The organism is Paenibacillus sp. 01T424, assembly GCF_056398745.1.
In genome coordinates, this window is sequence record NZ_JBFTPZ010000031.1 from 1 (window position 1) to 26,207 (window position 26,207).

24 protein-coding genes are annotated in these 26,207 nt (G+C 45.9%); 20 read left to right on the forward strand and 4 right to left on the reverse strand.

The window, feature by feature from the left end; genetic code table 11:
• Positions 1–202 precede the first annotated feature (202 nt).
• Positions 203–1,780: a stage V sporulation protein B gene (spoVB, locus tag AC1DPK_RS22210; protein WP_477511670.1), complete on the reverse strand. Its 1,578-nt coding sequence runs from the start codon at positions 1,778–1,780 to the stop codon at positions 203–205.
• A gap of 221 nt (positions 1,781–2,001) precedes the next feature.
• Between spoVB and AC1DPK_RS22215 the strand changes: the two genes are divergently transcribed.
• From AC1DPK_RS22215 to AC1DPK_RS22280, 14 genes are all read left to right on the forward strand, one after another.
• Positions 2,002–2,241 carry a post-transcriptional regulator gene (locus AC1DPK_RS22215; protein WP_076270832.1) on the forward strand — a complete coding sequence of 80 codons (240 nt, stop codon included), beginning with the start codon at positions 2,002–2,004 and terminating at the stop codon, positions 2,239–2,241.
• 82 nt (positions 2,242–2,323) lie between these two features.
• Entirely contained in the window at positions 2,324–3,556 is a 1,233-nt protein-coding gene (gene secD, locus AC1DPK_RS22220; protein WP_441912583.1) for a protein translocase subunit SecD, read from the forward strand.
• Positions 3,546–4,460 (forward strand): protein translocase subunit SecF, encoded by a 915-nt coding sequence (gene secF, locus AC1DPK_RS22225; RefSeq protein ID WP_339207880.1) that lies wholly within the window; start codon positions 3,546–3,548, stop codon positions 4,458–4,460. The genes secD and secF overlap by 11 nt, the downstream gene beginning before the upstream one ends.
• A 182-nt stretch (positions 4,461–4,642) precedes the next feature.
• On the forward strand, positions 4,643–5,560 hold the full coding sequence (locus AC1DPK_RS22230; RefSeq protein WP_477511671.1) for a cation diffusion facilitator family transporter: 918 nt from the start codon (positions 4,643–4,645) through the stop codon (positions 5,558–5,560).
• Positions 5,561–5,592: 32 nt separating this feature from the next.
• Entirely contained in the window at positions 5,593–7,611 is a 2,019-nt protein-coding gene (gene recJ, locus AC1DPK_RS22235) for a single-stranded-DNA-specific exonuclease RecJ (protein WP_477511672.1), read from the forward strand.
• A gap of 22 nt (positions 7,612–7,633) precedes the next feature.
• Complete coding sequence (locus tag AC1DPK_RS22240) at positions 7,634–8,164, forward strand: adenine phosphoribosyltransferase (protein ID WP_076270828.1); 531 nt, start codon at positions 7,634–7,636, stop codon at positions 8,162–8,164.
• Positions 8,165–8,362: 198 nt separating this feature from the next.
• Positions 8,363–10,543 carry a RelA/SpoT family protein gene (locus AC1DPK_RS22245; RefSeq protein WP_076270827.1) on the forward strand — a complete coding sequence of 727 codons (2,181 nt, stop codon included), beginning with the start codon at positions 8,363–8,365 and terminating at the stop codon, positions 10,541–10,543.
• 54 nt (positions 10,544–10,597) lie between these two features.
• Complete coding sequence (dtd, locus tag AC1DPK_RS22250) at positions 10,598–11,041, forward strand: D-aminoacyl-tRNA deacylase (RefSeq protein WP_477511673.1); 444 nt, start codon at positions 10,598–10,600, stop codon at positions 11,039–11,041.
• A gap of 92 nt (positions 11,042–11,133) precedes the next feature.
• Complete coding sequence (locus AC1DPK_RS22255; RefSeq protein WP_477511674.1) at positions 11,134–11,304, forward strand: hypothetical protein; 171 nt, start codon at positions 11,134–11,136, stop codon at positions 11,302–11,304.
• 332 nt (positions 11,305–11,636) lie between these two features.
• Positions 11,637–11,789 (forward strand): hypothetical protein, encoded by a 153-nt coding sequence (locus AC1DPK_RS22260; protein WP_179089913.1) that lies wholly within the window; start codon positions 11,637–11,639, stop codon positions 11,787–11,789.
• 187 nt (positions 11,790–11,976) lie between these two features.
• Positions 11,977–13,242: a histidine--tRNA ligase gene (gene hisS, locus AC1DPK_RS22265; protein WP_339207883.1), complete on the forward strand. Its 1,266-nt coding sequence runs from the start codon at positions 11,977–11,979 to the stop codon at positions 13,240–13,242.
• Positions 13,243–13,270: 28 nt separating this feature from the next.
• The gene (gene aspS, locus AC1DPK_RS22270; protein WP_477511675.1) at positions 13,271–15,091 is read left to right on the forward strand and encodes an aspartate--tRNA ligase; all 1,821 of its coding nucleotides are present in this window, start codon (positions 13,271–13,273) and stop codon (positions 15,089–15,091) included.
• A 29-nt stretch (positions 15,092–15,120) separates the two neighbouring features.
• A complete protein-coding gene (locus tag AC1DPK_RS22275; RefSeq protein WP_430057769.1) occupies positions 15,121–15,876 on the forward strand; it encodes a tRNA threonylcarbamoyladenosine dehydratase in 756 nt (251 codons plus the stop codon).
• Positions 15,877–16,193: 317 nt separating this feature from the next.
• Positions 16,194–17,501: a replication-associated recombination protein A gene (locus AC1DPK_RS22280; protein WP_076270822.1), complete on the forward strand. Its 1,308-nt coding sequence runs from the start codon at positions 16,194–16,196 to the stop codon at positions 17,499–17,501.
• A gap of 97 nt (positions 17,502–17,598) precedes the next feature.
• Here AC1DPK_RS22280 and AC1DPK_RS22285 read toward each other — a convergent pair whose 3' ends face one another.
• Both AC1DPK_RS22285 and AC1DPK_RS22290 read right to left on the reverse strand, forming a co-directional pair.
• Positions 17,599–18,684: a copper resistance D family protein gene (locus AC1DPK_RS22285; protein WP_076270821.1), complete on the reverse strand. Its 1,086-nt coding sequence runs from the start codon at positions 18,682–18,684 to the stop codon at positions 17,599–17,601.
• Positions 18,684–19,253, reverse strand: a complete 570-nt coding sequence (locus AC1DPK_RS22290) for a copper resistance CopC family protein (protein ID WP_430057775.1) — start codon at positions 19,251–19,253, stop codon at positions 18,684–18,686. The genes AC1DPK_RS22285 and AC1DPK_RS22290 overlap by 1 nt, the downstream gene beginning before the upstream one ends.
• A gap of 376 nt (positions 19,254–19,629) precedes the next feature.
• Between AC1DPK_RS22290 and AC1DPK_RS22295 the strand changes: the two genes are divergently transcribed.
• The gene (locus AC1DPK_RS22295) at positions 19,630–20,970 is read left to right on the forward strand and encodes a hemolysin family protein (RefSeq protein ID WP_441875838.1); all 1,341 of its coding nucleotides are present in this window, start codon (positions 19,630–19,632) and stop codon (positions 20,968–20,970) included.
• 71 nt (positions 20,971–21,041) lie between these two features.
• Here AC1DPK_RS22295 and mnmA read toward each other — a convergent pair whose 3' ends face one another.
• Positions 21,042–22,175 (reverse strand): tRNA 2-thiouridine(34) synthase MnmA, encoded by a 1,134-nt coding sequence (gene mnmA, locus AC1DPK_RS22300; RefSeq protein WP_441875841.1) that lies wholly within the window; start codon positions 22,173–22,175, stop codon positions 21,042–21,044.
• Between the two features lie 201 nt (positions 22,176–22,376).
• Here mnmA and cymR point away from each other — a divergent pair, with 201 nt between their 5' ends.
• The 5 genes from cymR to AC1DPK_RS22325 all read left to right on the forward strand — a co-directional run bounded on the left by cymR (position 22,377) and on the right by AC1DPK_RS22325 (position 25,954).
• Positions 22,377–22,796 (forward strand): cysteine metabolism transcriptional regulator CymR, encoded by a 420-nt coding sequence (gene cymR / locus AC1DPK_RS22305; protein WP_054027272.1) that lies wholly within the window; start codon positions 22,377–22,379, stop codon positions 22,794–22,796.
• A 12-nt stretch (positions 22,797–22,808) separates the two neighbouring features.
• Entirely contained in the window at positions 22,809–23,963 is a 1,155-nt protein-coding gene (locus AC1DPK_RS22310; RefSeq protein ID WP_339207912.1) for a cysteine desulfurase family protein, read from the forward strand.
• Between the two features lie 17 nt (positions 23,964–23,980).
• Positions 23,981–24,517: a PRC-barrel domain-containing protein gene (locus tag AC1DPK_RS22315; protein ID WP_083682557.1), complete on the forward strand. Its 537-nt coding sequence runs from the start codon at positions 23,981–23,983 to the stop codon at positions 24,515–24,517.
• 13 nt (positions 24,518–24,530) lie between these two features.
• Positions 24,531–24,728, forward strand: coding sequence for a hypothetical protein (locus tag AC1DPK_RS22320; protein WP_054027275.1), 198 nt, complete (start codon positions 24,531–24,533; stop codon positions 24,726–24,728).
• Between the two features lie 155 nt (positions 24,729–24,883).
• Positions 24,884–25,954: an AI-2E family transporter gene (locus AC1DPK_RS22325; protein ID WP_076270816.1), complete on the forward strand. Its 1,071-nt coding sequence runs from the start codon at positions 24,884–24,886 to the stop codon at positions 25,952–25,954.
• Positions 25,955–26,207: the final 253 nt, after the last annotated feature.

Consider the following 26,207-nt stretch of genomic DNA (forward strand, 5'->3'; position numbering starts at 1 on the left):
ATTTCAATTGCTTTTGCCTTTATTTCCACTGGATAACTTACTCTTGTTGCCAACGTAAAAACACCTCCAAGGTTGTCTCCATATCTTACGACATGGTTGCATTTTCTTGAAGGTGTTTTGATTTGTCTCACGTTATGGGGTCAGTCCCAGGGCTTATCCCTTTCTTTACCGCGGTTTTTATCATTCGACGACCTTACCATTGTTATTTAAACCAAGCTCCGAGCAATGGTAAACGCGCCATATCATGGCGATCAATGATTTTCATTACGATCATTAAAATTAAATAAATGATTATGCTAGCTGCGCATGCAAGAAGTAAATTTACCCATTCCATGGAGAGCGGTTTATGATTCATCGTAAACCTGGCGGCAGCTCCCATAATAATCATAGCGGTGCCAACTTTTACAAAATCAAGCACTTTCATATGGAAGCCAATGAACCGCAATACGCTAATGCCGTGCAATAATGTGACGAGTACGATATTGACATTAATAGCGATTAAAGCACCGTATATTCCAAAATCAGCATTCGATGCAAGTTGAACGATGAGAAATAGCTTGACCACCGCACCAATTAATGTGTTAATTAATGCCGTTCCCGGTTTATTTAGTGCTTGGAGTGCTGCTTGCAGGGGAGCCTGCAGATAGATGAAAATGCCAACAGGAGCGATGAGCTGGAGCATCGGAGCTATTTCGGCATGGTTATAAACGATACGGCAAATCGGTTCAGCTAACAAAGCCATAATAACAACAAAAGGCGCCCCTGAAACAAGTGCAAGCCTCATCGATTGATGCAGTCGTTTGTGAATTAACGCATGATCTCCGCGAGCAGCCGCTTCGGATAAGGAGGGTACCAGTGAAACCGCAAGAGAGTAGGTTAATGCAGTTGGCAATAAAAGCAGCGGTATGATCATTCCTTGCAATGCTCCGTATTGCGCAGTGGCGATGCCTGTTGTAATTCCTGCCGCTGCTAAACTTCGGACGGTAAAGATGGATTCCAGCAAGTAGGAGAAGGAGCCGACCAATCGACTGCCTGTCACGGGAATGGATAAGCTAAGTAATTTTCGCAATACAGGAATGTTTTTGTTTGATTTTTCATTTGTCTGATTGAGAGCTTTTTGTTTGATGCGGGATTTGTCTCTGTAGTATTTCCAAAGCAGTACGGCGAGGCCCCCGATCTCTCCAAGCACGGCTCCAAGCATGGCGCCAGCCGCCGCCCATTCAAGACCATAAGGCAGGAGCATGAAAGAAAATGATAGCGATGCAACAATGCGCAGCAAGGTTTCTACGATTTGAGATACAGCGGTGGGAATCATGTTCTGTTTGCCTTGGAAGTAACCTCGATAAACCGATGATATGCCAATAATGAGCAGCATAGGAGTCATAACCATAAAGGTGCGGTATACGCGGGCATCCGGCAGCACATGCTTCGTTATCCAAGGTGCAAAAAGAAGCATGAGAGCGGTCAACAATATGCCTAGCGAAGTTACGAGGAGCATAGCTGTTCGAAAAATATACTTTACTCGTTTGGAATCACCTTGCGACTCTGCTTCAGCAATCCATTTGGCAACGGCAAGCGGAATGCCTCCTGTGATTAAGGTTATCATGACCGTTAGAAACGGATAGCTCAGCTGGTATAATCCTACACCCTCTGCCCCCATAATACGGGGGAGTGCAATGCGAGGAATGAAACCAAGCAGCCTGTTAATTAAACCTGCGGCAAGCAATATCATGGCTCCTTTTATAAAGTTTTGCTTTGTTTGATCCGATCGTTTTGTCATTATGATGAACCCTCTTCTCTATCATGGAATAACCAAATGCTGCCTTCTACTGATGTGAGTCGAAGTCTTTAGACAGGCATGTACTATCATCTTTATGCGCGGCATGTCCAGTTCCATGTCAGTGAATTTATAGATTAGCAGTGAAGCGGGCAGGAAAAAGGCAGAGGAACAGCGAATAGATGGGATACAGCTTTATGTCATAAGCTTTTGGGAGGCGCAGCATGGCAGACGAAGAATTAAATCGTATGATCGAGGAGCTATGCAACAGCAAAGCGGAGGAATTTCATCTCATTGGCTACGAACATGTAACGGGTCAAGAGGTTTGGGAATGCGTTAGCCAGAAATATAACAAGTCGGGACAGCCCGAACTACATGAATTAGTAAATGATATTTTATCTTTAAAAGTTATGAAATTTATGAATTTCATGACGATAAGCGCATACAAAGGAACCCAATTTTAAATTGACGGTTTCTTTTTTTTTGACTCGATTTTGTCCCGTCTGTATAATAGGAATATTGAGATCATAAGGGGGATTTAGACGTATGTTCGGGAAGAGAATAATTGCCTTCCTTGCGATCGTAGTCATTATGTTTGGCGTTATCGCTTGGACAAGCCCATCGCTAGTGAAAGACGTAAGGCTAGGCCTTGATTTGAAAGGCGGATTTGAGGTTTTGTACGAAGCTACGCCGCTTGAAGGTGGAGAAGCTGTAACACCGCAATCACTAAAGGAAACGGCAAAAAGCTTAGAAAAGCGGATTGACGAACTCGGTATTGTAGAGCCGGAGATTACAACTGAAGGCTCAAACCGCATTCGTTTGAGACTTGCAGGAGTTGCGAACGAGAATGAAGTAAGAGACATTCTTGCCAAACCAATTAATTTAACGTTCCGCGGACCTGACGGCAAGATCGAGCTGGACGGCAGCGATTTTAAGCAAAATGGTGCAGGTGTTGGTTATGACAACTTAAGCAAACCTTTTGTTACAATCGAACTTAAGGATGCGAAAAAATTCGAGGAAATTACGACACGGTTGATCGGTTCGTATTTAGCGATCTATCTCGATGATAAAGAGCTTTCCAGACCATCCGTAAGAGAACCGATTTCAGGTGGATCAGCTACAATTACGGGTGAATATACCGTAAATGAAGCGAGAGATATGGCCGATATGATTAATCTCGGAGCATTGCCTCTCAAGCTCACTGAGAAATATACGCAAAGCGTTGGCGCTAAACTAGGACTAGCTTCCTTGAAAGACACCGTTGAGGCGGGTGTTATCGGAACAGTCATTATTTTGATATTCCTTGTTATTTTGTTCCGTATTCCAGGCATTGTAGCTGGTATTACAGTAATTACTTATACTTGGCTCTTGATCGTAGTATTTAACTTAATGAATGCGACCCTAACACTCCCAGGAATAGCCGCCTTTGTGCTAGGTATAGGTATGGCGGTTGATGCGAATATCATCATGTATGAGCGGATTAAGGAAGAGATTCGAAGCGGGAAAAGCTTGCTTTCATCGCTTAAAGCTGGATCGAAAAACTCATTCCGTACCATTATGGATGCGAACATTACGAACATCATTTCAAGTGCAGTATTGTACTTTATCGGTAATGGAGCGATTCGTGGTTTTGCATTGACGATGATTTTCAGTATTTTGGTAAGTATGCTGACAAACATCTTCTTGTCCCGCTTTTTAATTATGCTCCTTATTAAGAGCAACCTGTTTACAAAACCAAGCTACTATGGTGTGAAGGAGGCAGAAATCCGTGAACTTTAATACAAAAATTCGTTATGATTTCATCGGGAACCGCAATAAGTTCTTTCTGTTCTCGATCACGTTAACCGTAATCGGCATCTTGTCTTTGCTTTTTTTCAGCCTTAATTTCGGTGTTGATTTCAAGGCTGGTACGAATATGGATATTTCAGTAGGCAAAGCAGTAACCCAACAGGATGCGAAAGAAATTCTTGTGAAAGCAGGAATCGAAGGCATCACGCCTACAGTTGGTGGTACAGGTGAAGAACGTGTAACGGCTCGTTTTGACGAAGTGCTTACACAAACCAAAATCACTGAAATTCAAGACTTATTTAAAGCGAAGTATGGTGATCAAGTATCGGCTGAGGTTAACGTCGTATCGCCGGACATGGCGCAGGAGCTTGGGATCAAAACGATCTGGGCAGTACTGATTGCCAGCGTAGCCATTATGATTTATGTCATGATTCGTTTTGAATGGCGCTTTGCACTAGCTGCGAACATTGCGATTTTGTATGACGCCTTTGTCGTTGTCGCGTTGTTCTCGATATTCCGTCTGGAAGTTGATCTTCCGTTTATTGCGGCGGTGTTGACAACGATCGGTTATTCTATCAATGATAAAATCGTTATTTTTGACCGGATTCGTGAAAATCTTCGGTTTGGTCAATATAAAAACCGTGAGCAGCTCGCTGAGATGGTTAACGCAAGTATCTGGCAAACAATGGCGCGTAATATCTATACTGTATTAGCAGTGCTTATCGTTGCAGTTTGTTTGTTCATCTTCGGAAGCGAGTCAATCAAGCTATTTGCCCTTGCAAAAATCATTGGTCTTACAAGCGGTGCGTACTCGTCCATTTGTATCGCGAGCCCGCTATGGCTAATGCTTAAAGGCAGACAAAAGCCAAAGGCTGTTGTTAAGAAAACAGCTTAACTATAAGCAGTTGAATGCTTACGAAGTGGTTTTGCATGCGCAAAACCTAAGTAGATGCTTACGAAGTGGTTTTGCATTCGCAAAACCTAAGTACATGCTTACGAAGTAGGTTTTGCATTCGCAAAACCTAAGTAGATGCTTACGAAGTGGTTTTGCATGCGCAAAACCTTTAGGAGGTATAAATGTCAACCACACAGCGATATGTAAAAGCAGAGTCCGCAAGCTGGGCCGGCTTATGGGGAAACATGCTGCTGGCTCTATTTAAAGGTGTAATAGGATGGTTGTCAGGAAGCAAAGCGCTGCTCGCGGATGCATTTCGAACAGCGGCTGAGGTCGCTGCAGGAGTTGTTGCCCTTTCAGGTTTGAGGGCAAGCCGGCAGCGGAAAATGGCAAACCCGGGTGCCAAAGCGGTACCAGTAGATTTAAGAGGAGAGACGGCGACAACGATATTGTTGTCAGTCGTCCTTCTCATCGTTGGGCTCGAAATCGGTATATCTGCCATTAGAGACCTTTCTGATCGTGTAACGACCGCTCCGCACTGGAGTGCGGCAGTGGCCATCGCGCTTGCTCTAATCGTTCAGCAGCTGTTTTTTTCATCGAAGGATCGAATGACAGGACTTTATTGTTCAGTCGCAGCATTAGTGGGCGCAAGCGGAGCGATTATTGGCAAAATGCTGAATGTGCCGGTGCTCTATTATTTTGATCCGGCGGCAGCGATCGTTATTGCGGTCATTGTTATCGTAAACGGCTACAGAATGGCTACAGTCTTTATGCGAAAAGATGAACATAGCAAGACTTCAGAGGAAAATCCGGATGAGCTGATGCAGCTTATTCAACGTGTTGATGGAGTCATTACTGTGCAAACCTTGCGAGCGAAAGAGCATGGTCATTATGTCATTGCAGAAATGGTTATTAGTGTAAATCCACGCATTTCTGTTCTTGAGGGTCAAGAGATTGCCAAAAGGGTAAAGCAGCTCGTCATGAAACGTTTTATACATGTCATGGATGTATCGATTTTCGTTGAGCCTTATGATCCTGGTTATCCTTATAAGTCTAATCATGATCCGAATCAGGAGCAGATGCCGACACTGCTGCAATAAGAACAGCAAACAGCAGGAGAGGAGCAAGCAGCATGATTCAAAGGAAGACAAGATGGGCTGTAGCGCCATGGTCTGCGGACGACGAAGCAAAAGCGAAGGATTTGGCAGCGAATCTTAATTTGCCGCCGCTAGTAGCGAGACTTCTCGTGCAGCGCGGCTTTGATGATACCGAAGCGGCTGAACGTTTTTTGCGAGGCGGGGTGGAGCATTTTCATGATCCCTATTTATTGCTTGGAATGGAGGCTGCCGTTGCACGAATAAAGCGAGCAGCAGCCAGCAATGAGAAAATAAGGATTTATGGCGATTACGATGCGGACGGCGTTTCAAGCACATCTTTATTGGTACATTTATTCCGATCATTAAATTATGATTTTGATTATTATATTCCTCATCGTGCTTTGGAAGGTTACGGATTAAACAAAAAAGCGATTGAGCTGGCTGCTGAAGAGGGCATCGGTTTAATTGTTACGGTTGATACGGGCATCAGCGCTGTTGAAGAAATTGATTATGCGAAGCAGCTCGGGATTGATGTCGTTGTTACTGATCATCACGAGCCGCCTGAGCAAATTCCAAATGCAGCAGCTGTTGTCAATCCGAAGCAAGAAGGCTGCACTTATCCGTTCAAAGGGCTTGCGGGCGTAGGCGTTGCATTCAAGTTGGCACATGCGTTATTAGAGCGCCCTCCGCTTGAGTGGGCCGACATTGTGAGTCTTGGAACAGTAGCAGATTTAATGCCTCTTAAAGATGAGAATCGTATTTTTGTTCGCTGTGGTTTAGAGCGATTGAAAAATCATGCAGGAGTAGGCTTCCGAGCGCTGGCAGAGGCTGGCGGCATTGAGCTGGACAGCATTACTGCGACTGGCATTGCTTTTGGAATGGCACCGCGCATCAATGCAGCTGGAAGGCTCGATCATGCGAAACGTGCAGTCGAACTGCTCACAACCGACGATTATGACAATGCGATTTTGACTGCAATCGGACTGGACAGTTTGAACAAAGAACGGCAGCGCGTAGTGGAGAGTATCGTGAAGGAAGCCGAGCTGCAGTGGCAGACCAAATGCGACGATGCTGCAGCCGCGAATGCATCACCTCCGCCAGTTATTGTGCTCTCAGGTGAAGGCTGGAACGTTGGTGTCATCGGTATCGTTGCCTCCAAACTGCTTGAACGCAATTATAAGCCTGTTATTATACTTGGGATAGATGAGCAGACAGGGATGTGTAAAGGCTCTGCGCGCTCCATAGAAGGCTTCGACCTGCATGCAGCCCTTACAGCTTGCGACGAGCTGCTCGATCATTACGGAGGACACCAGGCCGCTGCTGGAATGAGTCTTCATCGCGATCGACTATCTGAATTTGAACAGAAACTTGGCGAGCTGGCTGCTGAATGGCTGAGCGCTGACGATTGGATTCCCAAAACGTCTGTTGATCTTGTATGCTCGGTTAGCGAAGCCACTCTCGATACGATTACCGAGCTTTCACAGCTTGAGCCGTTCGGGATGGGAAATCCATCGCCAAGATTGCTGTTTCAGAAAACGGAGCTTGCAGATCGTCGTACGATAGGCAAGGAGTCAAGACACTTAAAGCTATCTCTAGGAAGCGGCCGTCGTCTATTAGACGGTATCGGCTTCAGTATGGGAATGCTAGCAGAAGGATTAAAGCCGGGCAGCAAAATAGATGTTGTCGGGGAATTATCTGTTAATGAGTGGAATGGGCAGCGCAAACCTCAGCTTCAACTGCATGATGTGCATTTTGATCCTGCTGCTGTCGAATTTCCAGAGCGCGAGCAATTCGGCAAAGTGTATCAACTGTTGAAACAGCTGGGGCAAGTTCCGCTTCAAGGATTAAATGCTCGCTTATCGAAGCAAAGTGGTTTATCCTTAGAGACGGTTGAGCTTATGCTGGCAGTATTCGAGGAGCTGCAATTTATTAACCGAGACAATGGTTTGATGCAGGCAGCAGCCTCACCTCAGAAACGTGATTTAGCTACTTCTGAACGTTATAGAGAAGCAAAAGCACAATTTGAAGCAACACAAATTATAATGAATAGTTAGAAATGGAAAGGGTTGACCTCAAGTGTCCAACACACAATACAACTTCAAAGATTACATCCGGGTAATTCCAGATTTCCCGCAACCAGGTATCCGTTTCAAAGATATTACGACGCTTCTGAAAGACGGAGGAGCATATCGTGCTGCGATTGAAGAGATGCGAGTTGCTGTTCAGGATATGAAAATTGACGTCATTGCAGGACCAGAAGCTCGCGGCTTCGTAGTAGGCGCACCGCTGGCGATTGCGCTAGGCGTAGGTTTTGCTCCGATTCGCAAAAGCGGCAAGCTGCCGGGCGAGACGATTACAGCAAGCTACGACTTGGAGTATGGACAGGATAAACTGGCTATGCACAAGGATGCAATCACACCGGGCCAACGCGTACTCATTGCTGACGATCTGCTTGCAACAGGCGGAACGATCGCAACATCGATCAATTTGATTGAGCAGCTTGGCGGTGAAGTAGTAGGTGCAGCTTTTCTAATTGAGCTTGCATACTTAACTGGCCGTGAGAAGCTTAAAGGAATCGACGTATTCTCACTAATGACTTACTCATAATTCAAGCAGCAAGATTGCTCTATAAAATGACCGCCTATCCCCCTTATTCGCAATTTGCGAGAAGGCCAGGCGGTTTTATTTTATTGCTGGAGGTCTCTGGTAGTTGACGCGGTACTGTGATTACAGGCATAATATTATAAAAACTCGGAAAACGCATGAATGGGATCCGCCAGGAGTGTAATCAGAAAGGGACGTTTCATGGGCATTGAGCATTTACTCGAGAAGGCATCCGCCTATATGAAAGAGCAGGACCTTATACGCATCCAGGAAGCCTATGACTTTGCGGAGCAAGCCCATCACGGACAAGTACGGAAATCGGGAGAGCCATATATTCTGCACCCCGTAGCGGTGGCGGATATTCTTGTTGATATGCAAATGGACGTGCTGTCCATTATCGCAGCATTGCTCCATGATGTCGTTGAGGATACAACTGTTGATTTGCAGACGGTGCGTGCGAAATTTGGCGAAACTTGTGCGATGCTGGTAGACGGTCTAACGAAGCTCGAAAAAATTCAATTTCGTTCTAAAGAAGAGCAGCAAAACGAAAACTATCGTAAAATGTTTGTCGCCATGGCTCAGGACATTCGCGTCATTTTGATAAAATTGGCTGACCGGCTTCATAACATGCGCACGCTGAAGTTCCAATCGGAAGAAGCACAGCGTCGTATCGCTTATGAAACGTTGGAAATATTTTGTCCGATTGCTCATCGCCTCGGTATTTCAGCTATCAAATGGGAAATGGAAGATATTGCTCTTCGTTATTTGAACCCGCAGCAATATTACCGTATCGCCAATCTGATGAAGAAGAAGCGTGCGGAACGCGAGCAGTTTATTGACGATGTCATCTCCCGGATTACCGAGAAGCTCGAAGAAATGGGTATTGAAGGTGATATTTCTGGTCGCCCTAAGCATTTGTACAGCATTTACAAAAAAATGACCGATCGCAACAAGCAGTTTACGGAGATTTATGATCTGCTTGCTATTCGTATAATCGTTGATAATATTAAGGACTGCTATGCTACGCTCGGAATTATTCATACGCTCTGGAAACCGATGCCTGGTCGCTTTAAGGACTATATCGCGATGCCGAAGGCGAATATGTATCAATCGCTGCATACGACCGTTATAGGGCCAAATGGAGAGCCTACAGAGGTACAGATTCGTACTTGGGAAATGCATCGCACCTCAGAATACGGAATTGCGGCACATTGGGCTTACAAAGAGGGTTCGCTTGTACCAGGCGGCAACTTTGAAGATAAAATGTCATGGTTCCGAGAAATCTTAGAGCTTCAGCATGAAGCGCGCGATGCGTCGGAGTTTATGGAGTCGCTAAAAATGGACTTCTTTGCCGATCTCGTATTTGTATTTACGCCTAGCGGTGAAGTCATTGAACTGCCAGCTGGTTCTGTACCGCTTGATTTCGCCTACCGGATTCATACGGAAGTGGGCAATCGAACGATTGGCGCGAAGCTGAACGGTCGAATTGTGCCGCTTGACCATAAGCTCAAAACCGGGGATATTGTTGAAATATTAACGTCGAAACATTCTTATGGACCAAGTCAGGATTGGGTGAAAATTGCGCAGTCCTCACACGCTAGAAGCAAAATTCGGCAATGGTTCAAGAAAGAGCGTCGCGAAGAAAATGTAGCAAAAGGCAAGGATCTGCTTGAGCGTGAGCTGAAGCGTTTAGGACTTGAGCCTTCCGCATGGCTGCAGGAAGATAAGCTGCAGGAGGCTGCCGCGAAGTTCGCATTTAACGATATTGAGGATATGATGTCCGCAATCGGCTTTGGCGGAATTACGGCTGCACAAATTTGCACGAAGCTTACCGAGAAGATGCGCAGAGAGGCCGAACTGGCAAGCCAGATTGAGCTTACAAGCGAAATCAAGGAAATAAAATCGCCGGGCAATCGCAAATCACGTCCGAATCAAGGCGTGACTGTGAAGGGCATCGACAATTTGCTCGTTCGTTTTGCACGCTGCTGCAACCCTGTACCGGGAGACGCGATTATCGGGTACATTACCCGAGGGCGCGGCGTTTCAGTCCACCGAATGGATTGTTTGAACATTCCTTTCGGCGATCAGGGCGAAGAGGGCGAACGCGTAATAGAGGTAGAGTGGGAAGATAATATTGATGCCAATTACAGCGTCGATATCGAAATAACCGGACACGATCGCAGAGGCCTTCTGAATGAAGTGCTGCAGGCGGTATCCGAAAGCAAGACGAACATTTCAGCTGTAACCGGACGTTCTGTAAAAAACAAAATGTCGCATATTCATATGACGGTGCTTATCCGCAATGTCGAGCACCTTACTTCGGTTGTTGAGAAAATCAAACGAGTGCAGGATATTTATTCTGTTCAACGGATTATGCAATAAACGTTTTGCTCTTGCGGCATCGAGATCAAAACGAATATCGGAGGTTTTTGAGCAGTGAAGGTTGTCGTACAACGCAGTAAACAAGCAAAGGTAGTCATTGAGGGTGAAATAGTAGGTTCAATTGACTCGGGGCTTGTGCTTCTTGTAGGCATGACGCATGAGGACACAGAAGCGGATGTCAAATGGATGGCTGATAAGGTAGCTAACCTGCGTATTTTTGAGGATGAGTCAGGCAAAATGAATCATTCTATTTCAGATGTTGGCGGGCAGCTGCTTTCGGTCTCTCAGTTTACACTGTATGGAGACTGCCGGAAAGGCAGACGCCCTAACTTCATGGCAGCCGCCAGACCCGAGCAAGCAGAGCAGCTGTATGATTTGTTTAATGAGACGCTTCGTTCCACCGGATTGGTCGTGGAAACGGGGCGTTTTGGTGCGATGATGGACGTGGAGCTCGTGAATTCCGGGCCTATAACGTTAATTTTGGATAGCCGTATTTAACTAAGGCAACGCGGGAAACAATATAGTGTAGGCTGTGCACGCATCATTAGAAGCTTGTACAAGCAGTATGCCATATTGGAGGTAAACCGCGAATGCACCAATCACGCAAGGAACAAGGGATGGAACGATCATCTCGCAGACTGCTTCATTCCGATCGCAGAGAAGCTAAAATTTTTGCAGAGCTTGAGGAAGATATGGAAGCAGCGGAGGAGTGGGCGGGTTTCCCGCAGCACCCGCGCCGCGAAAATTCGGGTCAACTATAGCATAAGCATACCGCCGCCCAAGCCGAGAGCTGGGGCGGTTATCTTTTGAAATAAACAAATGGAGAAAATAGCATCTACACAAAGTATCCATTAAAACGCTTTCGAAATTGTAATATTACTGTAATCAATCTCTAACTTTTTTTTAATATCATTGACCTATAATAGTACTCGACCCCCTTTTTAAAATATATTTTACTTTTGGACCTACAAATACGTTTTGTAGGTTTTTTTCTGCCTATTTTAAACAGTATGGCGTTGCTTGGGCAGTTCGATCTTGACTTTAATCTTAGTCAGAGGTAAAATTAGTCCTCAGTATAGATATGGATTCGTTGATGGGACAAAGTAATTCTACGCCTTATATTCAGAGAGGGACGTCACTTGGCTGCAAGCGTCCTTATATTGGCAGAATGAACAGACTTCCCGGAGAACAGACGGTGAACGGCAGATGGCAGCAAGCAATTAGGCTTGCAGCTAATGCACAGTAGCTGGACTGCGGATGACGGACGTTAACCGTCTTTGAGCGAGCCGAACGCATAGGATGYAGGCTCGAAATGTGGGTGGTACCACGGGAGATTCACTCTCGTCCCTTATGGCGCAAGCTATTAGGAACGGGAGTTTTTTGCGTTTTCCGAAATTTAACCCGTTTATTATGAGGGCAGGAGGGGTTATTCAATGGCATTTCAGAAAATGCCGGGCACACAGGATATTTTGCCTGGCGCGGTAGAGAGATGGCAGTATGTGGAGCAGAAGGCTCGGGATATTTGTCAGCGTTATAATTTCCGAGAAATTCGTACGCCGATATTTGAATCCACTGAGCTGTTTCAACGGGGCGTCGGTGAAACGACCGACATCGTTGAGAAAGAAATGTATACCTTCACAGACCGCGGCAATCGCAGTCTGACGCTTCGTCCGGAAGGAACTGCAGGCGTAGTAAGGTCTTACGTAGAGAACAAGCTGTACGGCGAGCCAGACGTGTCTAAATTGTATTATATCGGTCCGATGTTCCGTTATGAGCGCCCGCAGGCAGGCCGTTATCGCCAGCTGCATCAATTTGGCGTTGAGGCTATCGGTTCGGTTGATCCAGCTATAGATGCAGAAGTCATTGCACTTGGCTATACCTTTTATACAGAGGTGGGTCTAAAAGGTGTACGCGTAGAAATTAATTCCGTCGGCACACCGGCTGTACGTGCGGTGTTCCGCGAGCGTCTGCTTGCTTTCTTAGAGCCTAAGCGTGAGCTGCTCTGCAAGGATTGCCAATCACGGATGGATCGCAATCCGCTGCGCGTGCTTGATTGCAAGGTCGATCAAGAGCATTTTACGGATGCGCCGTCAATTTTGGACAGCCTGGACGAGGAATGCCAAATTCACTTTGATAAAGTAAAAATGTATTTGAGCGACATGGGCATTCCTTATGAAATCAATCATCGCCTCGTTCGCGGACTCGACTACTATACCCATACGGCCTTCGAATACAAGGCAGAGGGTATCGGTACGATCGATACTGTCGGCGGCGGCGGTCGCTATAACGGCCTAGTATCAGAAATCGGCGGTCCTGACCAGCCGGGAGTCGGTCTTGGCTTAGGTCTTGAAAGAACGATTTTGCTGCTTCAGCATCAAGAAACAGAATTACCGGTTTTTAATCAAATCGATGTGTATGTGGTTGCGCTTGGCGAAGCTGCAGAGCGTGAGGTAACTAAGCTCGTTTACCAGCTAAGACAGCAAGGCATACGTGCAGAGCGCGATTATCTTGGTCGTAAAATGAAGGCGCAAATGAAGTCGGCAGACCGTCTTCAAGCCCGTTTTACCGCTATACTAGGCGACGATGAGCTTGAGCGCGGCGAGATTTCCTTGAAAGACATGACAAAAGGCGAACAGCGTGTTGTTGCACTGGATAAGCTCGCTGAAGAAATTAATAGTTCGTTTGCTACACAAAAATAAATCTAACTAAACGAGGAGAATGAACACAATGTTGTTAAAAACACATCACTGCGGCCGCTTAACGAAAGCGGACGTTGGTCAATCAGTTATTCTAAACGGCTGGGTACAACGTCGCCGCGATCTTGGCGGTGTCCTATTTATCGATCTTCGTGACCGTTCTGGTATTGTACAAACGGTATTCAACCCAGATTTCTCTGGTGACGCACTAGCGATCGCTGACCGTGCTCGTAATGAGTTCGTCCTTGCCATTCAAGGAACAGTAGTGGAGCGCGATGCTGAAACTTACAACGCTAACCTTGCTACCGGTGAAATTGAAGTTCGTGTTACAAAAATTGAAGTGTTGAACGCTGCCAAAACGCCTCCATTCCCAATTGAGGATGGCGTAGAAGTAGACGAGTCGCTTCGCTTGAAATATCGTTACCTTGACCTGCGTCGTCCAGAAATGCAAAAAACGTTGTTGCTTCGTTCGAAAGCAGCAAAGGTTTTCCGCGATTTCCTAGACGGAGAAGGCTTTATCGACGTAGAAACACCAATTTTAACGAAGAGCACGCCTGAAGGCGCGCGTGATTACTTGGTGCCAAGCCGTGTGCATGAAGGTGAGTTTTTTGCATTGCCGCAATCGCCGCAAATCTTTAAGCAGCTTCTAATGGTTGGCGGTATTGAACGCTACTACCAAATCGCTCGCTGCTTCCGCGATGAGGATCTTCGTGCAGACCGTCAACCGGAATTCACGCAAGTCGACATCGAGACTTCTTTCCTTTCGCAAGATCAATTGCTTGCTATGATGGAAGAGCTGACAGCTAAGCTTCTGAAAGAAACAGTTGGCGTAGAGCTTGAGCTTCCGTTCCAACGTATCACTTATGCAGATGCAATGAACAAATACGGCTCCGACAAACCGGACCTTCGTTTTGACCTAGAAATTAAAGATATTACCGATATCGTTTCAACTAGCGATGTAAAAGTATTCGCAAGCGTTGCAGCAGGCGGCGGCGTTGTTAAAGCGTTGAACGCTAAGGGCTGTGCAAGCTGGAGCCGCAAAGAACTTGATGACTTGCAGCCGTTCGCTGCTCGTTACGGCGGTAAAGGGCTAGCTTGGATCACAGTGAAGGATGGCGAATGGCGCGGGCCGATCGTTAAATTCCTTAAACCGGAAGAAATTGCGGCTCTTACAGAGCGTCTACAAGTGGAAGACGGAGATTTGCTGACTTTCTCTGCTGATAAGAAAAAAGTGGTTTGCGATGTACTTGGCAACCTGCGTTCTAAGCTTGGTAAAGATCTAGGCTTGATCGACGAATCGAAATTCAAGTTTGCTTGGGTTGTAGACTTCCCATTGCTTGGATGGGATGAGGATGCGAAGCGTTATGTTGCAGAACACCATCCGTTCACGCGTCCGAATGAAGACGACCTTCATTTCTTCGATACGGATCCAGGTCAAATTCGCGCACAAGCATACGATCTAGTTCTGAACGGCTATGAAGTAGGCGGCGGCTCCATGCGTATCTACAAGCGTGAAGTACAAGAGCAAATGTTCAAAGCGCTTGGCTTTAACGCGGAAGAAGCACAAGAGAAATTCGGCTTCTTGCTGGATGCATTTGAATATGGAACGCCTCCACACGGCGGTATTGCCTTTGGTTTCGACCGTCTGGTGATGCTGCTTACAGGCCGCACGAATTTGCGTGAGACGATTGCATTCCCAAAAACGGCAAGTGCAACAGATCTTCTCTGCGATGCGCCGTCCGAGGTCGAGCTTTCGCAGCTTGAGCAATTGCATATCCGTACAGTTCTTAAACCGAAGCAACCAGTTGCAGCGGCAGCAGCAACTGCAGCAACAGAAACTAGCGAAAAATAAGCAATCAATACGAAGGAGGCGGCGGCCGGATGCTTCACCAATTTTCACGAACAGAGCTGGCTATTGGGCCAGAGGGGCTAGCGCTAATGAAGGGGAGCACGGTTGCCGTGCTCGGCATCGGAGGCGTTGGCGGCATTGCAGCTGAGGCGCTTGCACGCACCGGAGTTGGACGTATTATACTCGTTGACAAGGACGTTGTAGATATTACGAACGTTAATCGTCAGATTCATGCGCTCACAACGACAGTGGGGCAAGTAAAATCAGAGCTTATGCGTGACCGGATTAAACTCATTAATCCCGAATGTGATGTCATTGCGCTACGCATGTTTTATACGGAAGAAACGTTTGAACAGTTTTTCGAGTATCCGCTTGATTATGTTGTTGATGCGTCCGATACGATTTCGTATAAGATTCATTTGATCAAGCAATGTCTCGAAAGAAAAATTCCGATTATTTCTAGTATGGGCGCAGCGAACAAGATGGACCCGACGAAATTTCAGGTTGTCGATATTTCGCAGACGCATACCGATCCTTTAGCAAGGGTTATCCGTACTAAACTTCGTAAGGAAGGCATTAAACGCGGCGTTAAGGTAGTATTCTCAACGGAGCTGCCAATGAAGCCGCGTGAGGATGTTACGAAAAAAATCGTTCCCGAGAATGCGCCTGACATTCGCAAAGCGAAGCAGCCTCCGGCCAGCAATGCATTCGTTCCGCCGGTAGCGGGTCTGATCATGGTTAGTGTCGTCGTGAAGGATTTGCTTGCTGCTGGCGGCATTGAGGTGTAAACGATAACTGTCGGTAAGCTGGTGAGAGGCCATAGATCTCCACTCGACAAATAAGAAGCAAAACAATAGCCGATTTGAAAAAAAGCGTCTTCAGCTTTTTTACAAATCGGCTATTTTATATGATGCTAGCATAAAAAGGAATGAACTTGCTTCCAATTTGTCTGAAATACAAAATAAATCGATTCATCATAGCAGCAGAAAGGGCAGCGAAGCCGTTGACGCTTCGGCGATTAGCATACAAGCACATCATTTCTGGCGAACAAATGTGCTTGTATGCTATGATCGGAGTAACAGATGGCAGAAGGTTGGGGAGCAGAATGGATTTATTTTCATATCAAGAGGAAGAAGCGCCTCGCGCCAGGCTGCTTGCAGATCGCATGCGGCCGCAAACATTAGACGAATATATCGGGCAAGAGCATATAGTAGGAACGGGTAAGCTGCTGCGGCGGGCTATTGAAGGCGATCAAGTGTCGTCAATTTTGTTGTATGGTCCGCCGGGCTGCGGTAAAACGACGCTTGCACATATTATATCTTTGCGGACAGCAGGCGAGTTCGTGAAGCTTAACGCGGTAGATGCGTCGGTAAAGGATGTACGTGAAGTTATCGAGCAGGCTCGTACCAACAAAGCGATGTACGGCAAGAAGACGACGCTTTTTCTAGATGAGGTGCATCGCTTTAATACAGCTAGGCAGGATGCGCTGCTTCCTGCTGTCGAGCAGGGCATTATTATTTTTATAGGGGCGACAACAGAAAATCCATTTCATCATGTGAATGGGGCTCTATTGTCACGTTCAACCTTGTTTCAACTCGAAGCGCTTGGCGAGGAGCACGCCTATGAGGCGATGATAAGAGCACTAGCCGATCGTGAGCGGGGTTTAGGCTTTATGGATTTGCAAGTAGATGAGGATGCGCTGCGGCATATCGCTGCAATGGCTGGCGGAGACATCCGCAGGGCGCTTAATGCGCTTGAGCTGGCTGCGGTGACAACGCCGTCTGAGATGGATGGTTCTGTCCGGTTGACGCTTGAGGTGGCTCAAGAGTCCATAAGGAAGCCGTCCATTCGCGCAGACCTATCTACACAATATGATGTGCTGTCGGCGTTTCACAAAAGTGTAAGAGGTTCAAGCGACGCAGCGTTATTTTGGTTTTTATATGCTGTGGAGAAGCTGGGCATGGACCCGATGACGTTTATCCGCAGGCTGATTGTGGCATGCAGCGAAGATATTGGACTTGCTAATCCACAAGCAATGATTCAAGCGGTTACAGCGATGGATGCCTATCATAAGATAGGCTGGCCTGAAGCGAAATATAACATCTCACAAGCGATTCTGTTCGCGGTAGAGAGTCCTAAGTCGAATGCTACTGCCATTGCAATCGGCAATGCAGAGGCGGCAATCGAGCGAGCAGGCGGTGCAGAGGTACCGCTGCATTTGCGCGACACCCACTACAAAGGGGCGCAGCAGCTTGGCCACGAGGGGTATCAATATCCGCATGATTTCCCGAACCATTATGTAAAGCAGCAATATTTGCCGAATACGCTTGGGGGAATGACCTTTTATAAGGCTACCGAGCAAGGGATGGAAGATAAAATAAGGCAAAATCAGCAAAAACGCCAAGGTAAATGATAAGAAAATTAATAAAAAAAACTCCTGCTAATTTGATGGAGGTAAGCTCATTCCTAAGCTTACCTCCATATTAGCAGGAGTTTTTCTTGTTATTCTTTTAAGCAATCGCAAACATCAGGCCGAAATAGCCGAATACCACTGTCAAAATACCCATTACAAAAGCTGGCATAAGCTTATTTACGCGATACATCCAAAGCAGACCGACCGCCATTAGTGCAGCTGCCGCAAGCATAAGCAGGCACTCCATGTTCAGCGTGAATTTCAAGCTGATGTCAGGGCTGAAGTTTCCTTTGTAAATTGAAGTGAAAAATGGAGAAGGTGATTCCGATTGCAGTGTCTCCTTCACCTTATGCGGTGGTGCTTGCTGACCAAGCACACCTGTGGCTGCAAGCACGAGCAAAGCAATGAAGCTTTCTGCTTTTAGCCAGCGTCTTGGATTGAAATTCGGATTGGTTTTTGCTATTTTTTTGTATCCGAAGCCATTTGAGAAAGCAAACAGCAGTAGAGGCAAAATCAGTAGATGTTTAATCAGCAGCATCTGACCGTAGGGAAGCATCCATGAGTTTACATATTCTGGAGTTGTGAATGACATAAGCGTAATGCCGGCAAGAAGCGTTACAACAACAGAAACGATGGCTACTGGCGAAAACCAACGCAGAAATGCATTCCAATTGGCATCGTCTTTGGAAAACCAACTGATCACAAACAAAATGCCGATCCATACGCTGACTGCGAGAAAATGAGCAGAATGTGTAATTAAACCTTTAAATCCATACAAGGATGAAGCATGTCCTGCATAACCCAGCCACACAATTAGCAAAAAGGTAACAAACAAAGCTACCTTAGGCATATGCTTATCGCCCCGGAATGCTTTAAGCCCTAGTAGAAAAGCGAGTCCAGCTGATCCGATGGTTGTCCATACCCACGCTTTGCCTGTATTAACATCGAGCAGGATGCTCTTTAAAATAGCGCCGTAGCTCATGTCAAAATCTTTGGCAAATACGATAGCAAGCTTATGAATAGGAACGTAGGATAAGAACGGTATTGCTACTGCGCATGCGAGCAGCAGGCCATGCGGTACATGAACGGAAGGCCTTCTGTCCTCCGGTACAAGCCGCAATAGAAAGGTGCCCGTTAAAATGGCGAAGCAAATGTATAGAAGGCCTTCGCTGATATAGATCATTATTTGCGCCTCCGCATGAATAAGAGAACTGCTGCTACGATAATGACACCGATAACGACATAAGGAGTATAGTTTGTCCCAGCATCATTAGTTGTAGCTTCACTGCTTCCTCCGTCAGTATTAGTGCTAGCATCAGGAGAAGGAGTAGGAGCCGTTGTCTCTGCTGGTGCTTCAGTAGCTGTAGCTGTTGGTTCTTCGCTTGGTTGTTCAGTAACAACAGGCGCTTCTACAGTAAACGAATAATCGCCTTCCACCGAATGACCATCCGCTCCGATAATGACCCACTTAACTGTATAAATACCATTAGGCAAAGCATTAGGTACTGATCCGGTCATTGTCATGCCGTCAACCTCGACCTTTTCTTTTTCCATTTCCTCGCCAGCAGCATTTAATATTTTAAAATTACTAAGCTTCTCGATCTTTGTGTTAAATGTCATCTCTATACGCTCTGGTGAGGCAGCGACCGTCGCATCTCGCGCAGGCACCGCGCTTTCTAGTTTGGAATGGGCCATCGCTACGCCCGGAACGAGCCATAGAGCGGCAAGAAAAATAAGCAATATTCGTTTCATTTTTAAACCTCCTACATATTTTTGTAACGAGCCTACTTAGTAAGCTCATTGCATTATAACAGATTCCAATTCGCTGTTGCGCCAAATAAAATGATCAATTCATTGCGGCTTAGTGAACATTTGTTGAAGATCGTTTGATGCTTCCTATAAAAAACGCTTAGAAAGACTGGAAATCCGCGTATAAGTGCTAGCCTATGGCGAATAGACATAATTACAGTCTTGAGAGCGGTATGGCTCGTATGCTTTACCGTTTGACGCGGCGGTTTGTCATCTAGGAGAGATCTCACACTACACAAAGATTGCCGTATCTTTGTTCCAAAAGGAGGTGCACCTGTCATCGCATCCCGTTTCATTTCTTGCGGAGGACAGGAATCCAGTGATTGACCCATTACCGACCAGCTTGTCTCTGCTGCTTATTTTTGTTTTTATCATGATGAACAGTTTTTTTGTTGCTGCCGAGTTTGCAATGGTGAAGGTAAGAGGAAGCCGCTTAGATACAATAATCGCAGATGGTGATTCGAGAGCAAAGCTTGCCTCTCATATGACAGGCAATTTAGATGCTTATTTATCTGCGTGCCAGCTTGGTATTACGCTTGCTTCGCTTGGCCTCGGATGGGTTGGCGGTCCAGCTATTGCAAATGTGATCAAGCCTGCTATGGCTTTCATCGGCATTCGCAGTGAATGGTTTGTTCATACCTTTTCATTTTTGCTTGCCTTTATTCTCATTACGATGCTGCAAATAGTACTTGGAGAGCTGGCGCCAAAAACGATTGCAATCCGCAAAGCTGAATCCATTACGCGATTGACAGCGTTGCCGCTCGTTTGTTTTTATAAGATTATGTTTCCCTTTATTTGGTTATTTAACGGGGTAGCCAATTTGCTTCTTAGAAAAATTGGAATTGAGCCTGTGACCGAGAAGGATTCGGCGCACACGGAGGATGAAATTCGGATTTTGATGAAGGAGAGCCACAAAAACGGTTTAATAGATAATATGGAGCTAACGCTTGTTGATAACATTTTTGATTTTGCCGAGACGAATGCGCGTGAAATTATGATTCCTCGAACAGAAATGATATGCCTGAATACAAGCTGCACTTTAGCCGACAATAAAAAAATTGCGCTGGAGCAAATGCTGACGCGTTATCCGGTTTGTGAGAATGACAAGGACAATATCATTGGGTTCGTGCATATCAAGGATTTACTGAAGGACACGATGCACAATCTGCAGGATATAAGGCAAATTACGAGACCGATTACGACAGTACCCGAATCGATGCAAATTAGTACACTACTGAAGCTGATGCAAAAACGAAAGTCGCAAATTGCTATTTTGATTGACGAGTACGGCGGCACTTCCGGCTTAGTAACGCTGGAGGATATTATGGAGGAAATCGTCGGCGAAATTCAAGATGAATTTGACGAGGAACGAGAGCCTCTTGAGAAAAAAGACGACAATACCTACTCCATTAGCGGTCTCATGCTGATCGAGGAAGTCAACAGCTTCTTCAATCTCGATATCGAAACGGATGATTATGATACAATCGGGGGCTGGATGTATTCCAAAATAAACATACCTCCTGTCAATAATCAGCGTGTCGATCACGCTGGAGAATATGAATTCATTATTGAAGAGACGGATCATCTTCGGATCTCCAGGCTTCTGATTCGAAAGATTGGCGAGAGAAAAAAAGGACAGAACGGCCAATATTTTGGCTGAAAATGAACGTTTTAATCAAAAAAGCTGCCTAATGCATCATTAGCGGATGCTTCAGGCAGCTTTTCGTGTTGTTATGCTCGCTTTGCAAAATCAGCAGCAGGATCGACTTTCTTAACTTTATCGATCGTGCCTCCGCCAAGGCAAACGTTGACGTCGTAGAGTACGACAGCTTGTCCAGGTGTAATGGCTTTCTGAGGCTTGTCAAACACGATATGCGCGTTTCCATCTTCGCCAATCGTTACGCTGACGCCTTGATCGGGCTGGCGATAACGGAATTTGGCGGTGCAGCGAATGGTATCTCCGCTTTTTACTGGTAGAATCCAGTTCATTCCAGTTGCCGTCAAGCTCTCAGAGTAAAGGCTGGCATGCTGCTCTCCCTGTACAACATAAAGAATGTTTTTCTCCAAATCCTTGTCCGCTACGAACCAAGGCTCGCCGGAACCTGATCCGCCAATGCCAAGTCCTTGGCGCTGGCCGAGCGTGTAATACATCAGTCCGTCGTGACGACCTTTTTTCTCGCCGTTTCTAATATCAATCATATCGCCGGCTTGAGCGGGAAGATAGCCGCTAAGGAAGGTTTTGAAATTGCGTTCCCCGATGAAGCAAACGCCTGTGCTGTCTTTTTTCTTAGCGGTATAAAGGCCAGCTTCTTCAGCAATTCGGCGTACTTCAGGCTTCGGCAGATGCCCAATCGGGAACATCGCTTTAGCCAGCTGCTTCTGATTAAGAGCACTAAGGAAGTACGTCTGATCTTTATTTGAATCGACTCCGCGAATGAGCTTCGTTGTGCCATCCTCGGTACGTTCTACTTGAGCATAATGGCCTGTTGCCAAATAATCCGCTCCAAGCTCCAAGGCGCGCTGCAGGAAGTCGCCAAATTTAATCTCGCGGTTGCACATAACGTCTGGGTTAGGCGTACGCCCGCGCTTGTACTCATCTAGAAAGTAAGTGAATACCTTGTCAAAATATTGCCGTTCAAAATTCACGGTATAGTAGGGAATGCCAATTTGTTCACATACGCGGCGTACATCTTCAGAATCCTCTTCCGCCGTGCAATGACCGAATTCATCGGTATCATCCCAGTTTTTCATAAAAATGCCGACAACGTCATACCCTTGCTGCTTTAGCAGCAGTGCAGTGACGGAGGAATCGACGCCGCCTGACATCCCGACGACAACTCTTGTCGAAGCTTTTGGTTTTTCCATCGTAAACACCACCTTGCTTGAATCAAACATTTATTATTGTAACATAGGCTGCAAACTTTTTCATGAAGATGTCAACCTTTTTGCACACTCCGCCCGCTCGATATGTTAACATATAAGTGAAATGGGAATACAGAGAATTAACAACCAATGAGGAAGACACAATCATAAATCAATACTAAAAACAATAAAAGAGGTGCCACTTTGAAAATATCGACGAAAGGCCGTTATGGCTTAACAATTATGATGGAGCTTGCGGCTAAATTTGGTGAAGGCCCGACTTCGCTCAAGAGTATCGCTGAACGAAATCAGCTTTCCGAGCACTATTTGGAGCAATTAGTAGCACCCCTTAGAAATGCTGGTCTTGTGAAAAGTATTCGCGGAGCTTATGGCGGTTATATTTTATCGAAGGATCCGGAAACAATTACGTCTGGGGATATTATTCGAATTCTTGAAGGCCCGATTTCGCCTGTAGACTTTACRGAAGAAGACGATCCGGCTAAACGTCAGCTTTGGCTGCGCATTAGAGACAGTATTGCAGAAGTATTAGATTCGACTACGCTTGCAGATCTAATTAATTTCGAAGATGCTGGCAAACCTGATAGCTATATGTTCTATATTTAAGGAAGCCGACCTATGACAAATCATTATTTTGATCATGCCGCCACTACACCTATGCATCCGAAAGTCATCCAAGCGATGCTTGAGGTAATGCAAGGCTCCGGCGGCAATTCGTCTAGTATGCATGCTTTTGGAAGAGCGGCCAAGCATCAGTTAAATCGATCACGAGATCTCATTTCAGCAGCAATAGGCTGCAAGCCGGGACAATTATTATTTACCTCAGGTGGAACGGAAAGCGATAATGCCGCTCTAATTGGGGCTGCTAGAGCACAGCGTAAACGAGGCAAATCACATATTATAACTTCAGCGGGTGAACATCACGCTGTTCTTCATACATGCGAATGGCTGGTTAAGGAAGAAGGTTTCTCCCTAACCGTACTACCTATTGATAGCTTTGGACGAACATCACCAGAGCTTGTTCAAGAAGCCATGACCCCAGAAACAGGCCTTATTAGCATCATGCATGGAAATAACGAGGTTGGAACGATTCAGCCGATTGAAGAAATAGGGCGCATAGCTAGAGCTGGCGGTGCTGTTTTTCATGTGGATGCAGTTCAAGCTTTGGGCTCATTCGAGTATAGGCTCAATGAGCTGCCAGTTGATTTGATGAGCTTCTCCGCCCATAAGATCAACGGTCCTCAAGGTGTTGGCGCACTTTATGTGGCTAACGGTACGCCGATTGACGCTCTACAGCATGGTGGATCTCAAGAGAGAAAGCGGCGTGCAGGGACAGAAAATATTGCGGGGATCGTCGGGTTTGCTGCCGCAGTTGACATTTGTGTGAACGAGCGAGAAAATAAGCAACTTTTTATGGACGAGCTTCGTAAGAGATGGATAGAACTGCTTCACAACCATGTTGAAGTGCCTATCGTTATAAATGGCTCGGAGCAGCACTATTTGCCGCATATCGTAAATATCAGCTTTATTGGTGTCGATACGGAAACGATGCTCATGAATTTGGATATGGAAGGTATCGCAGCAGCAAGCGGTTCTGCTTGTACCTCCGGCGCGCTTGAACGCTCACATGTACTTCGAGCAATGCAATTGCCCGAGGAACAAATTAATTCTGCTGTAAGATTTAGCTTTGGTTTGGGGAATACTTTGGAGGAATTAGAAGATGCCGCACAAAAAGTTGGAACAATCGTGAGGCGTATTCGTAATAACTACTAGGAGGACTCCAGCTAAGCGTGATCAAACTTCAACGGCTTATTGGACTACCCGTAATCGTTATCCATTCCGGCAAACTTGTTGGAACTGTCAAGGACGCCTGGTTCGATGAGCATTGGCAGCTGAAAGGGCTAATACTCGATTGTCCCAAGTGGTTTGCTTCCTCCGTAAAAATAGTGGAGTGGACTCACGTGATATCTTGCGGAGAGGACACCGTTATTATAGCAAGTGAAGCAGCGATCGTTCGGATGAAGTCGAAGCAATTGCTACGTTCTTATGACACAGGATTAGTGAAATTAAAGGATCTGCCCGTCGTAACTGTACAAGGTATTCAACTTGGCAGAGTGTCGGATGTTTATTTTTACCCAAAAGAGGGTACACAAATAATAGGCTACGAGCTTACGGACGGTTTTGTTTCGGATCTGATGGAAGGGCGCAGATGGCTGAAGGCGCCGAGTGATCCGGATAGCGTATTACTCGGGGAAGACGCGATTATTGTTCCTGCTGTCAGTGAAGCGGAATTGGAGCCTGTCGCAGCTTCCAATTTCAGAGGATAGGGAGAAATGAAAGATGATGAGATGTCCGAATTGTAATTCGAAAGATATCGGAAAGATCGGTTCCCACCAGTTTTATTGCTGGGGCTGCTTCATTGAACTGACGGTTAACGGCGACAAAATGTCGGTTTACCAAGTGGAAGAGGATGGCACGTTAAGCTCACTCGACGACTTGTTCTTTGAGGAAGAAATTACACAAGTTCACGTCAACTGACGTGCGTTGCTATAAACTTGAATATCAAAAGACGGTCTTCGGCCGTCTTTTTTTTGCTGTTATAGGATGATTTAGGGCGCTTGTACATATACTGAACTAGTTCGGCTTGTCTTGCTAAGAGCGAAGCGGATAAAGAAAGTTCGGGGGTGAGGACGGTGGAGCGCTTTACGAAGAACCGTCTGTTTGTCTGGCTGGTTTACATCATATTGGGTCTGCTTGCGATTTATCTTATGCTGCTTATAAAGCCGCTTATTGTGAACGTATATGTGTTTGTAAAAGCCGTTTTTGCTCCATTTATAATCGCGATGATAATTTCTTATGTGCTGAATCCGATCGTTACGATGCTGCATGACCGGAAGGTTCCTAGGACGATTGCCGTGCTGCTCATATATGCAGTGTTTTGTGCAGTCATTACGGTGATTCTCGTTAACTTGATTCCAATGTTCATCGAACAAGTACAGGAAATCAATCGTCATGTGCCTGAGCTTTCCATGCGTGCTCAAAATATCGTCACGGACATTAACAACACTTCTTTTTTACCGGAGAGTATTCGAAGCGGGCTTAATAAGTCACTTTTGCATATGGAAAAAAAGCTGTCGGAGAGTTTGTTCAACTTTGTTAACAATATTGGGTCCATGTTAAATGCAGTGTTTATCGCGTTCATTATTCCGTTTCTCGCCTTCTATATATTAAAGGATTTTGATGTGTTTGAAAGAACGGTCATTACGTATGTACCCAAATCACATCGCAAAAACACGGTCAGGCTGCTTAAAGATATCGATACGGCACTCGGCAGCTATATTCGCGGACAGTTTTTGGTTTGTATTATCGTTGGCGTGCTTGCTTATTTCGGGTACCTGTTGATCGGTATGCCTTATGCGCTGCTCCTTGCCGGCATCGTTGCGATAACGAATGTCATTCCGTATCTCGGTCCTTTTTTTGGAGCCGCACCTGCAATACTAATGGCATCTACGGTTTCCATTAAGATGGTCATCCTTGTCGCGATTATCAACACCCTGTGCCAAATACTCGAAGGCAACGTAATCTCTCCACAGGTGGTAGGCCGTACGCTCCATATGCATCCCTTGTCGATCATTTTTGCATTGCTGGTCGGAGGGGAGATTGCAGGCATTGTTGGCATGATTTTGGCGGTTCCTATTTTTGCAGCCTGCAAAGTGATCATTCAGCATATGTTCGCCTACTACGTGCGAAGAAAGATTATTTGACAGGCGGATAGGCTGTGGCTATAATTTTAAAATAATCAAGTGTCAATTATAAGGGAATAAATCGTTGATGAAATGAAGTAAGCCAATGCCCGTTAGCCAGAGAGAAAGCTTCTTCGCATTTGCTTTTCGATAAGCAGCCGCGTCGGTTGAGAGAGCTTTTATAACGAAGAGTGGCCGAAAGCTATTTTCGGAGTGTGAATGAACTTCACCGGTTGGACCCGTTAATGTCTAATGAAGGCGATTGCTCTAGCTG